The organism is Mesorhizobium sp. HAY1-8B, assembly GCF_056868045.1.
Window position 1 is genome coordinate 1,940,468 of record NZ_CP200321.1, and the last position, 13,295, is coordinate 1,953,762.

The 13,295-nt window shown below is 62.3% G+C and carries 14 protein-coding genes; 1 reads left to right on the plus strand and 13 read right to left on the minus strand.

Annotated elements, in window-relative coordinates:
- Window positions 1-93: 93 nt before the first annotated feature.
- The 10 genes from AC1VON_RS09400 to AC1VON_RS09445 form a co-directional block, all read right to left on the minus strand.
- Window positions 94-855, minus strand: coding sequence for a CBS domain-containing protein (locus AC1VON_RS09400; protein ID WP_340163199.1), 762 nt, complete (start codon window positions 853-855; stop codon window positions 94-96).
- Window positions 855-1,025, minus strand: a complete 171-nt coding sequence (gene ccoS, locus AC1VON_RS09405) for a cbb3-type cytochrome oxidase assembly protein CcoS (protein ID WP_140775307.1) — start codon at window positions 1,023-1,025, stop codon at window positions 855-857. Before ccoS ends, AC1VON_RS09400 begins: the two co-directional genes overlap by 1 nt.
- The gene (locus tag AC1VON_RS09410; protein ID WP_483121683.1) at window positions 1,022-3,307 is read right to left on the minus strand and encodes a cation-translocating P-type ATPase; all 2,286 of its coding nucleotides are present in this window, start codon (window positions 3,305-3,307) and stop codon (window positions 1,022-1,024) included. The genes ccoS and AC1VON_RS09410 overlap by 4 nt, the downstream gene beginning before the upstream one ends.
- Window positions 3,304-3,819, minus strand: coding sequence for a FixH family protein (locus AC1VON_RS09415; protein WP_483121685.1), 516 nt, complete (start codon window positions 3,817-3,819; stop codon window positions 3,304-3,306). The genes AC1VON_RS09410 and AC1VON_RS09415 overlap by 4 nt, the downstream gene beginning before the upstream one ends.
- Window positions 3,816-5,375: a cytochrome c oxidase accessory protein CcoG gene (ccoG, locus tag AC1VON_RS09420; protein WP_483121687.1), complete on the minus strand. Its 1,560-nt coding sequence runs from the start codon at window positions 5,373-5,375 to the stop codon at window positions 3,816-3,818. Before ccoG ends, AC1VON_RS09415 begins: the two co-directional genes overlap by 4 nt.
- A 169-nt stretch (window positions 5,376-5,544) precedes the next feature.
- Complete coding sequence (gene ccoP / locus AC1VON_RS09425) at window positions 5,545-6,408, minus strand: cytochrome-c oxidase, cbb3-type subunit III (RefSeq protein WP_172352558.1); 864 nt, start codon at window positions 6,406-6,408, stop codon at window positions 5,545-5,547.
- Window positions 6,409-6,410: 2 nt separating this feature from the next.
- Window positions 6,411-6,560: a cbb3-type cytochrome oxidase subunit 3 gene (locus tag AC1VON_RS09430; protein ID WP_172352557.1), complete on the minus strand. Its 150-nt coding sequence runs from the start codon at window positions 6,558-6,560 to the stop codon at window positions 6,411-6,413.
- Window positions 6,561-6,572: 12 nt separating this feature from the next.
- Window positions 6,573-7,304: a cytochrome-c oxidase, cbb3-type subunit II gene (gene ccoO, locus AC1VON_RS09435; RefSeq protein ID WP_172352556.1), complete on the minus strand. Its 732-nt coding sequence runs from the start codon at window positions 7,302-7,304 to the stop codon at window positions 6,573-6,575.
- 10 nt (window positions 7,305-7,314) lie between these two features.
- Entirely contained in the window at window positions 7,315-8,925 is a 1,611-nt protein-coding gene (ccoN, locus tag AC1VON_RS09440) for a cytochrome-c oxidase, cbb3-type subunit I (protein ID WP_172352555.1), read from the minus strand.
- 228 nt (window positions 8,926-9,153) lie between these two features.
- On the minus strand, window positions 9,154-9,867 hold the full coding sequence (locus tag AC1VON_RS09445; RefSeq protein WP_172353141.1) for a Crp/Fnr family transcriptional regulator: 714 nt from the start codon (window positions 9,865-9,867) through the stop codon (window positions 9,154-9,156).
- A 154-nt stretch (window positions 9,868-10,021) separates the two neighbouring features.
- Here AC1VON_RS09445 and hemN point away from each other — a divergent pair, with 154 nt between their 5' ends.
- Window positions 10,022-11,371: an oxygen-independent coproporphyrinogen III oxidase gene (gene hemN / locus AC1VON_RS09450; protein WP_483126298.1), complete on the plus strand. Its 1,350-nt coding sequence runs from the start codon at window positions 10,022-10,024 to the stop codon at window positions 11,369-11,371.
- Window positions 11,372-11,391: 20 nt separating this feature from the next.
- On the opposite strand, the gene AC1VON_RS09455 is transcribed toward hemN, so the two are convergent.
- From AC1VON_RS09455 to AC1VON_RS09465, 3 genes are all read right to left on the minus strand, one after another.
- Window positions 11,392-11,823 (minus strand): potassium channel family protein, encoded by a 432-nt coding sequence (locus AC1VON_RS09455; RefSeq protein ID WP_483121690.1) that lies wholly within the window; start codon window positions 11,821-11,823, stop codon window positions 11,392-11,394.
- 92 nt (window positions 11,824-11,915) lie between these two features.
- Complete coding sequence (locus tag AC1VON_RS09460) at window positions 11,916-12,362, minus strand: group III truncated hemoglobin (protein WP_172352552.1); 447 nt, start codon at window positions 12,360-12,362, stop codon at window positions 11,916-11,918.
- A 24-nt stretch (window positions 12,363-12,386) separates the two neighbouring features.
- A complete protein-coding gene (locus AC1VON_RS09465) occupies window positions 12,387-13,265 on the minus strand; it encodes a formylglycine-generating enzyme family protein (RefSeq protein WP_483121692.1) in 879 nt (292 codons plus the stop codon).
- Between the last annotated feature and the right edge of the window lie 30 nt (window positions 13,266-13,295).

A 13,295-nucleotide genomic window follows, 5' to 3' on the forward strand; every position in this document is an offset into this window, starting at 1 on the left:
AATGCTGGACTGGACCGGGCGGCCATGCAGCCCGAAATCTCCCTTTGGCGATGCGCTGTTGGGGAGCGGTTCCGCCAGGCTCTGTGGCGTCTTCTAGGAGAGAAGTAGGACCGAGAACGGCCCGGCGCAAAAGAGTTTGTCCGTGACCTTCTTGACCCCGGCGACGTTCTCGGCCGCAACGACAGCGGCCTTTCGCTGACGCTCGTCGAAAATGGCGCCGCTCAGTTCAACGTCACCCCTATCGACAGTAACGCCGATAAGATCGCCGCCGCTCCAGGATTGCCCCTGCAGCTCGGCAATGATCTTCCTGCGTATGACCTCGTCATCGGTAGTCGCGGCGCCGGTTTTGGGCAGGATCCGCAGCAGGGCGCGCAACAAGTCGGAGCGGGTTATGATCCCGGCCAGTCTGCCCTGATCGAGGATCGGCACATTCTTGATGTCGTGGTCAGCCATCAATTCGACGATCTCGCCCAGCGATGCCCCAGGCGGTGCCGAGACGACGTCCGTCGTCATGACGTCGCCAACCCGGCGGCCGGCTGTGTGCACATACTCATCGGCGATCTTGCCGGGGCCGGTCAGAAATTCGAGCCAGCGAGGACGAACACGCTGGGTGCCAAGTTCCTTGCGCCGGAGGAAGTCACCTTCGCTGATGATGCCAACCACCACACCGTCGCGTGTGGCCGGCAGGCAGCTGATCTTCCTGGTCAACATCAGGTCGGCCGCGTCGGCGATCGAGGCCGAAGCATCGATTGAGATCACCGGTGTCGTCATGATGTCCTGCGCTTGCATCGGTGCCTCCTGCTCTTCCTCAGGCATTTTCTGGAACGCCGGGAGCGTCGGCGCTTTGATCTGCATCAGTTTGATCGCAGGCCTTCATTGTCTTGCACATCGGGCTCGATCAGTATCCGCTCGGCAGCTCCGTCGAGATCCTCGTACTGGCCGCTGCGTAAGGCCCACAGGAAGCCGGACAAACCGAGCGCCCCCAGGAAGAGGGCTACCGGAATGAGGTAGACGAGCGTGGTCATGGATGGGCCGCTTGGATGACGTCGGTGCGGCGCCTGGCCGGAGCCGCGTCAGGTGCCGCTTTTGCCGTGGCCTGAAGCCGCATCGCATTTGCGATCACGATCAGCGATGAAGCGCTCATCGCGATCGCCGCGATGAGCGGCGTCACATATCCGAGGATGGCGATCGGCACGGCGAATGCGTTGTAGATGATCGCGATTGCGATGTTCTGGCGTATGAGCCGGCCAGCCTTGCGCGAGACATCCAGGGCAAGCGGTACGGCCAACAGGCTCTCGCGCAGGAAGACGAAATCCGCGGCTTTGCGACCAATGTCGGCGGCGGTCGCCGGAGCCATCGAGACATGAGCGGCGCCAAGCGCCGGCGTGTCGTTGAGGCCATCGCCCACCATCAGCACCTTGTGACCGGCGCGGGTCAACGTCTCTATCCTCTCGACCTTTCCCGAGGGCAGCAAGGCCGGCACAAAGCGATCGATGCCGAGGATCCCCGCCACCTCGGCGCAGGCCCTCGCAGTGTCGCCGGAGAGCATCTCGACCGGGATGCCGGCGTCCTTCAATCTCCCTACCGCCGCCTTCGCATCGGGTCGCGTGGCATCCTCGAAGGCGAAGCAAGCGACGATCCTGCCATTCTTGGCGAGAACCGTGCCGCCAAGGCCGCCATATTTTCCTTCACCGCCCGTACGGGCCTTCCACCCTGCCCAGCAGCGCCGGCCAAGGCGCCAGGTGTCGCCGCCGGCGAAGGCTTCGATGCCGAAGCCGGGCTCTTCCTGCACGCGGTCGAACTTGGTTCGGCTACGATCGTTTCCGTATGTCGCCAGAGCCTTTGAAAACGGGTGCCGGGAATGAGCTGCCATGTCGGCCGCGATCGCCAGCATGGCCGGATCGATTGATGCGGCATTGACCAGTCTGGGCAGCCCCAGGGTCAACGTCCCGGTCTTGTCGAACACCGCCGCGTCGATCGCCGCGAGACGCTCCATGGCCGAACCGTCCTTGACCATGACGCCGGCCTCGAACAGGCGCCGGGCTGCCACGACCTGGACAATCGGCACGGCCAGGCCGAGCGCGCAGGGGCAGGTGATGATAAGCACGGCGATGGCGATGGTCATGGCCCGGTGCCAATCGCCGGACGCAACCATCCAGCCGAGGAATGTGACAAAGGCCGCCAGATGGACAACGGGCGCGTAGAGTGCCGATACCCGGTCCGCAATCCGCCTGTAGCGTGAGCGGCCGCCCTCGGCGGCCTCCATCAGTCGAACCATTTCCGCAAGGAAGGAATCCTTCGCTGCGGCGGTTGCCTGCATCGTCAGCGGACCCGTCAGGTTCAACGTGCCAGCCTGGACATGTGTGCCGGCACTCACGGTCTTGGGCGCGCTCTCGCCGGAGACGATCGAGCAATCCAGGTCGGAATTCCCGCTGATGATGTCGCCGTCGACCGGTATCCGCTCTCCGGCCGCGATGAGAAGATGCATTCCTGCCGCGAGCTCGGCGACGGGCACGTATTCGCGTGTTCCGTCGTCGCGCAGGACAATGGAACCCCGCGCGGCAAGCCGCGACAGGCCATTGACCGCGGTTCGCGCTCGCTCACGCATGACGTGGTCCAGCGTGCGGCCGATCAACAGGAAGAAAAGCAGCGATACCGAAGCGTCGAAATAGGCGTGCTCGCCGTGGTTGATGGTCTCATAGAGGCTCATCGCGTAGGCCAGCGAAACCCCCACCGCGATAGGCACGTCCATGTTCATCCGGCCATGGCGCAGCGCGTTCGCCGCGGAGCGGAAGTAGATGCCGCCGGCGAAGGCGAGCGCCGGGATGGCGATCAGCGCGGACAGCCAGTGAAACAGATCGCGTGTCGGACCTTCCGCGCCGGACCAGACCGATACCGAGAGCAGCATGATGTTGCCGGCGGCGAAGCCCGCGACGGCGACAGCGCGGATCAGCTCCGAAAGCGTCCTGTCCTTCTCGTGAATTTCCGGGTCGAACAGGTGCGCCTGATAGCCGAGGCGGCCGAGCACGGCAAAGAATGGCGGGACGCTATCGCCGTGCCAGCGCACCGACACACGCTTCGTCGACAGGTTGACGCGAGCGGAATCGACGTTCTCGACCGAGCCCAGCGCAGCCTCGATGGCTTGGATGCAAGCCCCGCAGTGAACCGTCGGCACCGACAGGTCGGTCTGGTGAATGTCGCTGCCCAGAAAGCGGCTCGCCAGCTTGATCTCCTCGCTCGACGGCGGTGCGGACGCGGCGGCGGCAACCTCCGACGCCATTTCAGCCCCTGGCGCGCAGCAGCTCATTGCAGGGCTCCGTTCGAGATCATGACGCGGCGAACGTCACGGAACGGTGACGTCAGTCCGGCGTCCGCATCGATCTCCACGATCCAGACGCCATCCTTCGGCGTGTGCCGGACGTCAAACTCCTGTATGTCGCCCGGAGTGCTTCCGGACACCGCGGCAAGTGTCAGGGTTTCATCCTCGGCCTCATAGGCCGGGTGGCGGAACAGCATCTTGACGCCGTGCAGCGGCACTGGCTTGCCCTTGCTGTCGGCAAGGCTGTAGCGGACCTCGCCGGAGGTGATGGTCAGCCTGCCCGTCCAGCCTAGCGCCGCCTGTGCCCTTCCTTTCCGTGCTTTTTCGTTGAACTGCTGGCTTGCGACATAGGTGTTCTCGACAACGAGGCCGGTCCAGCTCTTCTGGGCGAGCGTGGCCAGGGTGAGGTTGACCCCAATCACCACGGCGAAGAAGCTGAGGGTGACGATCATCATGTGCCTGCCGGTGAACTCGCGTGGCTTCCGCATTTCGGCGCTCATCTGCTACTCTCCGGCGCGTTGAAACTGGCGGTGTATTCGGCGGATTCGGAACTCGCCCTGTCGTCGATGCGAAATTCGAAATTCTGCACCGGCTTCTTGATGCGGTCCGCCGGCTGCCTGACGAAGATTTTGAGCGTCTTCAGCCGGTCGGGTTCGACCGGAATCGCGAACGAGCGACTTGCGGGCTGGTCGATGCCAACGATGCTCATCTCGCCGCCGTCGAGACCCTGCAGCGTGACCTCGATCGTCCTCGGCTGGGGTATCATGTTGAGCAGCTTGACCGTGTAGCCGTTCCGGATCGAGCCGTCCGAGAGCGTCACGAACTGCGGATTGCGATCATGCAGGACATTCAGCTCCAGCCGCTCGCGCGTCAGCAGCGAATAGACGAGCACCAAGCCGATCGCCGACCATGCGCCGAGATAGATGTAGGTGCGCAACCGGAAGATCTTGCCGAGATGGAAATGTGCCAAGCCGTCGGCGAAGCTGCCGCTCGCCGTTCTTACGAGCGCCGGATTGACCGGACCAGTGCCGCCGGAAGTGGCCACTGCCATGTTGGCGTTGTAGTCAGCCAGCGTTGCATAGGAAATCAGCCCGTGTTCTCGGCCGAGCTTGTCCATGACGCTGTCACAGGCGTCGATGCACAGCGCGCAGGTGATGCATTCCAGCTGCTGACCGTCACGGATGTCGATGCCCATGGGGCAGACGGCGACACAGGCGTTGCAATCGACGCAGTCACCGACCGATTGCCCGGCCGCCGAGGCCTTCTTGGCGTGGCGCGAACGCGGCTCGCCGCGCCAGTCGTTGTATGTGACGGTCAGCGAGTTTTCATCGAGCATGGCAGCCTGAATTCGCGGCCAGGGGCACATGTAGGTGCAGACCTGCTCCCGCATCAGCCCGCCAAACACATAGGTGGTGCCGGTGAGCACGGCGATCGTGACATAGGCCACGGGCGCCGCCGTGCCAGTGACGACTTCGCCAAGCAGCTTCGGCGCGTCGGCGAAGTAGAAGATCCAGGCTCCGCCCGTGGCCGCTGCGATGACGAGCCAGACGGCGTGCTTGGAAACGCGCAGGAGGAGCTTGCGAACGGTCCACGGGCCAGCGTCGAGCTTGATGCGGGCGTTGCGATCGCCTTCGATCGCCCGTTCCACGACAAGGAACAGGTCCACCCAGACGGTCTGCGGGCAGGTATAGCCGCACCAGGCCCGCCCGACCGTCGATGTGATCAGGAAAAGACCAACGCCCGCCATCATGAGAAGGCCGGCGACGTAGTAGAATTCCTGCGGCCATATCTCGATGAAGAAGAAGTAGAAACGGCGGTTCGCCAGATCGATCAGAACGGCCTGATCCGGAGCGAAGGGCCCGCGATCCCAGCGCAGCCACGGCGTCAGGTAATAGATACCGAGCGTGATCGCCATCACCAGCCATTTGAACTGGCGGAAACGGCCGGAGGCCCGCTTCGGAAAGATTTTCTTGCGCGCGGCATAAAGCGGCTGTCGCGTCTTTGCGGAATTGACCGCTTCGGCTTCGAGCCGTTCTACCTGCGACTGATCCAGCACCACGATCTCCAATCACGGCGAAGTGACGCCGCCTGTCTCCAACAGTCTTGCAGTCGCCCGGGCGCGTCGCGTTGATGCAGGTCAAACTGAGACATCAAAAGCAAGTCGAGGCCCGGCATGGCCGGGCCTCGTCGCTTGAACGGCCGAGGGCTGAGAACAGGCCCCGCTCCTATTCTCCGCCGCCAAGCGAATGGACATAGACAGCCAGTTCCTTGACCGTCGTCTCGCCAAGGCGGCCGACCCAGGCAGGCATCACCCCGTTCTTCGGGGCTCGCACCTGAGAAGCAATCGCGGCTTCGCCGGAACCGTGAAGCCAGATCGCATCGGTGAGATCGGGTGCCCCGAGTTCCCGGTTGCCCTTTGCGTTCTCGCCATGGCAGGCGGCACAATTGTCCGCGAAAACCTTGGTGCCGGGCTCGATCAGGGTTTTGTCCTGTACCGGCCCGGAAAGGCTGGCCACGAAGGCGCTGACCTGCGCGATCTGCTCGGGCTTGAGCACATCGAGGAAGGCGGGCATCTCCGACTGACGGGTATCGGCGTCCGAGGCGAAACGGATGCCGTGCGTGATCGTCTGCTGGATCTGCTCCGTCTTGCCGCCCCAAAGCCAATCGTCATCGTTCAGGTTAGGAAACCCTGTCGACCCTTGCGCGCCGGAGCCGTGGCACTGCACGCAGTTGACCTTGAATGCCGCGCCGCCGGCCGCGACGGCGAACTCGCGCAACGCATCGTCCGAGGCAATTTCCGAAACGGTTTTAGACTGCATTGCCGCGAGGTATTTGGCCTTGCCGGCTTCAGCCGCGGCCATTTCGTTCTTGACGTCATTGCGGCTGGAAAAGCCCAGAACGCCCTTGGTTGCGGAACTCAGCATCGGCCAGGCGGGATAGGCAATCGTGTAGGCCAGCGCCCAGGCGATGGTGACGTAGAAGGTGATCACCCACCAGCGCGGCAGGGGATTGTTGAGCTCCCTGATCCCGTCCCATTCGTGGCCGGTCGTCGTCACGCCCGAGATTTCGTCGACATGCTCGCTGCTCATGATCAATCGTCCTTAAGAGGAATCCGTGCGGCGTGATCGGCATGCGCTTTGCCACCCGGACGAAGCGCGAAAGCAATGCAGCCTACAAAGAACAGGGCCATGGCAAGCAGACCCCAACTGTCGGCGAACTCCCGCATCAAGTTGTATTCCATCGGTTGCTCTCCTCAGCGGTAGCCAGCTGCTTCGTCGTAATTCCTGAAATCGACCAAGGTGCCGAGCATCTGGAGGTAAGCCACCAGGGCATCCATCTCGGTGACCTGCTGGGGGTTGCCGTCGAAGTCGCCGATCTTGGCTTTCGGATAGCGGCTCTCCAGTCCGGATGTGTCGGCGTTGGGATCGGCCTGCGCCATCAGGTCGGCGTTCGCGTGGGAGATCATGTCGTCGGAGTAGGGCACTCCGACGCGCCTGTTCGCTACCAGATTCGTCGAGAAATCCTTCACCTCGATCGGCGTGTCCTTCAGGAACGCATAGCCCGGCATGATCGACTCGGGCACGACGGAACGTGGGTCCGTAAGGTGCTGGACGTGCCAGCTGTTGGAATAGCGGTCGCCGACGCGAGCGAGATCGGGTCCGGTCCGCTTGGACCCCCATTGAAACGGATGGTCGTACATCGACTCTGCCGCCAGGCTGTAATGGCCGTAGCGTTCCACCTCGTCCCGGAACGGCCTGATCATCTGGCTGTGGCAGAGGTAGCATCCCTCGCGCACATAGATGTTGCGGCCCGCGAGTTCGAGCGGCGAGTAGGGCCGCATGCCATCGACCTTCTCGATCGTATTGTCGAGATAGAACAGAGGCGCGATCTCGACGATACCGCCGACCGTCACAACCAGCAGGGATCCGACAAGAAGCAGCGTGGCGTTCTTCTCGATCAGCGCGTGTTTATCCATCAGGCCCATATCTGGCTCCTTATTCGGCAGGCTGGAGGACGGGGGCGGAACCGGGCAAAGGCTGCTCTTCGCGCTGGTAGCCACGGATGGTCATGGTGACGTTCCAGGCCATGACCAGCATGCCGGCGAGGTACATGGCGCCGCCCGCGGCGCGCATGACGTAGTAGGGATGCATGGCAGCGACGGTCTCGGCGAAGGAGTAGACGAGGAACCCCTGCTCGTCGTACTCGCGCCACATGAGTCCCTGCATGATGCCCGACACCCACATCACTGCCGCGTAGACAACGATGCCGAGCGTCGCCAGCCAGAAGTGCCAGGTGACAAGCCGCAGCGAATAGAGCCGCTCGCGGTTCCAGAGCTTGGGCACCATGTGGTAGATCGCGCCGAAGGTGATAAGGCCGACCCAGCCGAGCGCGCCCGAATGGACGTGGCCGATTGTCCAATCCGTGTAGTGCGAGAGCGAGTTGACCGTCTTGATCGACATCATCGGGCCTTCGAAGGTCGACATGCCGTAGAAGGCGATGGCCGCAACCATCATGCGCACAATGGGATCAGTGCGGATCTTGTCCCAGGCCCCGGAGAGGGTCATGAGGCCGTTGATCATGCCGCCCCAGGAAGGCATCCACAGCATGATCGAGAACACCATGCCCAGCGTCTGCGCCCAATCGGGCAGGGCGGTGTAATGAAGATGATGCGGGCCCGCCCAGATGTACAGGAAGATCAGTGCCCAGAAGTGGATGATCGAAAGGCGGTAGGAATAGACCGGCCGATTAACCTGCTTGGGCACGAAATAATACATCATGCCCAGGAAACCGGCGGTGAGGAAGAAGCCGACCGCGTTGTGGCCATACCACCACTGGGTAAGTGCGTCCTGAACGCCGGAGAAGGCCGAGTAGCTCTTCGATCCCAGCAATGATGCCGGCATCGACAGATTGTTGACGACATGGAGCATCGCGATGGTGACGATGAAGGCGAGATAGAACCAGTTGGCGACGTAGATATGCGGTTCCTTGCGCTTCAGGATGGTGCCGAGGAACAGGATCAGGTACGCGACCCACACGACCGTCAGCCAGATGTCGACATACCATTCCGGCTCGGCATATTCGCGGCTTTCGGTGATGCCGAGCAGATAGCCGGTCGCGGCCATGACGATGAAAAGCTGATATCCCCAGAAGACGAACCAGGCGAGATTGCCGCCGAAAAGGCGTGCCCGGCAGGTGCGTTGGACGACGTAAAGCGAGGTGCAAATCAGCGCGTTGCCGCCAAAGGCAAAGACCACGCCGGAGGTATGGACCGGCCGCAACCGACCGAAATTGAACCAGGGCTCGATGTTGAGGTGAGGGTATGCAAGCTGCAGCGCGATGATCACGCCGACCAGCATGCCGACGACACCCCAGAACACCGTTGCGATGGCTCCGTAGCGGATCGGACCATCCATGTAGGCGGAGGGGTCGATCGGCGCCGCGGGCTTGAAATCCGTATTGCGCAGCAGGATCGCTGTGAAGCCGGCCACGGCGAAGAACAAGACCCACATGTGCTGGCGAAAAGGGACATCCACGCCGAAGCCGGCGGCCACGAGGGCACCAAAAGCAAACAGGCTTAAAAGGACGATCTCCGTGCCAAATTTCATCGCAAGTCCCCGATCGCGTCTCGAAAGTTCCGGCGGAAATGCCCGCTCGCGGCACCATTTCGGGATTTTCCGCTACCGGGCCTTGATCCAGGTCAAACGCGGAGAGCTTTTGTATGGGGAGGATTTGCGGCGACCGGGAGCGTAGCTCTGGCAGTGACGTGACCAGGCAGGAAGCGCCGATGAAACGACCTTTGGAAGGTCAAAGCTGGACGACGGTTCGGCAGCGGGCTAGTTGCCGCAGCGTTCCTCGATCCGAGCTGTGCTTGCGAGGCTTATGTGTCGCTTGTTTGCGATCCGGATCGCGCCGTCCACTCGCAACCTGGAGAATTCTCGACTTACCGTCTCGATCGTCAGGCCGAGAAAATCGGCGATCTCCCCGCGTGTCAGCGGCAGATCGAAGCTGATAGGGTCTGCTGGGTGTTTGGACGGGTCGATGTTTCTGGCGAACATAAGAAGGAAGCTTGCGACCTTTTCGGAGGCGGTCTTGCGCCCCAATGCCGCCATCCAGTCGCGCGCTTCGTCCAGTTCGTTCAGCGCACGCCTCAGCAGCAGGCGTCCAAGTTCCGGCTCCTCGCTTGTCATTCGATCGATGATCGTTCTTGGAAACGAACATAGCGCCACATTCGTCAAGGCTTCGGCCTTGATCGGCCTTTTCGCCTCGAACGGCCTGCCCAGAAAATCGGGCGCGAAATGGAACCCGACAATCTGCTGACGACCATCGGAGAGATTTCTCGTGAGCTTGACCACGCCGGACAACAGGTTCGAGTAGGTTCCCTCGTCGTGCAGTTCCGTCCCTGCCAAAACCTCATGCCTGGACGAGGCTTTGGCCAACTCGGCAAGTTGGCGGGCATTGAGCGCGCCGCATAATCCGCCCTGCCGCGCTTCGCAGGATTTGCAAATTGCGGGAACATCAGCTTGTCGAGCATCCTGTCTGGCGGCCATTGCAACGCCCGTGATCAATAGGGACGGCAATTTGCGCCCGTTGTGACCTGAGTCGCCTTGATCGAGATCAAGGTTTTGCCGGCGTGGTTCAGGCAGTCTGATCATCATGACCCCTCCCGCCGCCGCCATCCATTCCCCGTGCCCAACCCCGGCCCTGAGCCCAACACCTCCCGTGGGCCTTGTCGACAACGTGCCGCGTTACACGAGCTATCCGACGGCGCCGCACTTTCATCCGGGCGTCGATGCGGTCACGGTTCGCGGGTGGATGGACGCGCTCGACGGCGATGATGAGATATCGCTGTATCTGCATATCCCCTATTGCGACCGGCTGTGCTGGTTCTGCGCCTGCCATACCAAGCAGACGCGTCACTATGCGCCTGTGGCCACCTTCCTGCGCTCACTCCACAAGGAGATCGAAACGGTCGGCGGCCTTGTGAGGGGGCGGAGCAGGGTTCGCGCCGTTCATTTCGGCGGCGGTTCCCCGACAATGCTCAAGCCCGACGACATCCTCGTGCTCGGAAGAGCGCTGCGGGATCAATTCGACTTCCTCGACGATGCCAGCCTCAGCGTCGAGATCGACCCGAACGACATGGATGAGGGTCGGCTTGATGCCTTCGCCGCGATCGGCATGACAAGAGCGAGCCTCGGCGTACAGGATTTCGATCCCAAGGTGCAGAAGGCGATCAATCGCGAGCAGGGTTTCGCGCTGACCAAAAGCATTGTCGATGCGGTGCGGGCACGAGGCGTCACGTCCGTCAACCTGGATCTGCTCTACGGTCTGCCGCACCAGACCCGCGAGAGTGTCGCGGCGACCGTCGCCCAGGCGCTGACGCTGGCGCCAGACAGGCTTGCCCTGTTCGGCTACGCGCATGTGCCTTGGTTCAAGAAGCACCAGACGATGATCGATGAAGCCTGGCTGCCCGATTCCGCTGCACGTCTGGCGCAGTCGCAGCTTGCGGCGCAACTGATTGTCGACGCCGGCTACGAGGCATTGGGATTGGACCATTTCGCAAAGCCGGAGGACACGCTGGCGGTTGCCGCCCGTGCCGGCAAGATCCGCCGCAATTTCCAGGGCTACACCGAGGACCAGTGCGAAACCCTGATCGGTCTCGGTCCCTCGTCGATCAGCCGGTATCGCCAGGGCCACGCACAAAACATCGTTGCCACCGGCGAGTACGAAAAGGCCGTGGATTCCGGACAGCTGGCGATAGCGCGCGGCATTGAGTTCAGTCTCGATGATCTGGCGCGGGGCTGGATCATCGAGCGTCTGATGTGCAACTTCACCTTCTCGGCGGTGGACCTTGTCGAACGCTTTGGAGCGGGCGGCCAGACGCTGCTCTGCGAGGCGAGCCGGCTGGCCATCAGCAGTGCCGGCCAGCTTCTTCGGCTCGAAGGTGAAAACTTCGTCGTGCCGCGGGAAAGCCGTCCCCTGGTCAGGACGGTGGCGGCGAGATTCGACAAGTATCTCGGCAATGGAACCGGCAGGCACTCGCCAGCGGTTTGACCGATGGCTCGGGTGGCGGGTCAAAAGTGCTCGCCAACCCTGAAGGGACCGACACGGGTGCCGGCGGCGATCAGATACGCGGTCGACCAGCCGATCAGCAGAAAGCCATTAATGCCCTCGAGGGCCGCCAGCACGCGCCAGTCATGGGCGGGCACCACGTCTCCATAGCCGACCGTCGAAAAGGTGATGGTCGAGAAGTAAAGCGCGGTCTCGAAGTCATTCAGGATTCCGAGTAGCCGATAGATTCCGGCCCATAGCCAGACCTCCGCCGTCATGACAGCGAAAAGCCCCATGACCACGCTGATCATGGCCAGGACCCGGCTGCGCCGTCCGTGCATGCGAAAGAGTGCAACAAGCCGTCCCGTCGCGTGAGTGATGGCGATGAGGCCGAAAGTATGGATCAGTACCGTCAGGCTGATGACGATCGTGCCGACGAAAAGATTAAGGATCATCGGCGGAAATTACGGGCCCCGACGGCCACAGTCCTTGCGCACGATCAAACCGGACATCAGCTCGGTAGAGTCCACCGCGCCGGCGGGATTTGCTAGCCGGGCACCTTGGTGGCGCGGCCGAGGTGGAAGAACATGGCGAGCTTCAGGCTCGTTGCTATCCTTTCCGCTCGTTCCACGAATACCGCCGCGATCTCGGCCGTGAAGAGCTCGGACGCGGTCTCGCCGAAGAGAGCCAGCCAAATCTCGAAGTCGGCTTCGGTGACATTCTTGAGCTTCAGATGAGCAGGCACTGGCCGGCCATGATAGTCGCCGCTTTTCAATATGACGGAGCACCAGAAGTCCGTCATCTTCTCCAGATGGGGCTCCCAATCGCCAACGATTTCTCGGGCGAAGACGGGTCCGAGCCGCTCATCCTTTCTCACCCTGGAATAGAATTTGCGGACCAGCACTCCTATCGAGGCCCGGTCGACGCCGGGGCGCGCCAAGGGCTGTTCGGCGGCAGGGCGAACCCTGTCAAGCGAGGCCGGCTTCGGAGTCATCCACGTTCCTTTCTTCTCGAGCAATCAGGTGAGGCCCAGTCGTTGACGGGCGGCCTGCAGGAAGCCACCAGGATCATGGACAAGGCGGAAACCGAGATTGTCGGGCGGCGTGCCGACCGCGCAACCGCCGCTTTTGCCGTCGCGAATGAAGTTCGACATGTAAGTACGGTGGAAACCCTCCACGACATGCACACCGCAATTGGTGATCGAACTGGCGATACGCACGCCATCACCTGACATCGTCGCATGGGCATAGCAGGTCGCCGTCCACTCCCAAACATTGCCGGCAATGTCCGCAACACCTTTTGAATTGGCTCCAAATGCCCCAAGGGGCCGGGGTTCAGGATCCGGTTTGCGGCCGAGCGCCGCCTCATTGCGATATTGCCTGAGCCATCGCCTCGCCGGATCGGCCGGATCGCCATCGCCACCCTCTATATCGATATCGGCTCGAAATCGCTCACCCGCGGCATAGGCCCATTCCGCGTCGGTCGGTAGCCGCCACGCTTCACCTGTCTTCTCGGACAACCAGTTCGCATAGGCCTGTGCATCAATGAAGCTGACGCCGGTCGCCGGAACGTTGCCGGCGAGGCGCGAATCAGCCGGCTTGCAGGCACGATCCAAGACGCAACGGTCATAGTCCGACGCCGTCACCTGGAACCTCATGATTTCCAGCGGCGCGTCGATAGTCTCCTGCAAGACTGGCGCAGGCGCGGAATGGTCGTCCTTGAGGAATTCGCCTGGTTGCGGGTGGTTGAAGGAGCCAGGCGCCAAGGTGACCATGTCGGTCAAGACAACTGGCCTCCGAGGTTGCCCGGACATGCCGTCGACCGCGTGGCTGACACCCAGTCCGATGAGGGCGGCAGCCGCGATGGTTCCGAATGTGAAGACAGGATCGAAGGACATGCCCAAACTCCGCCTGCCGTGCAATTCGCC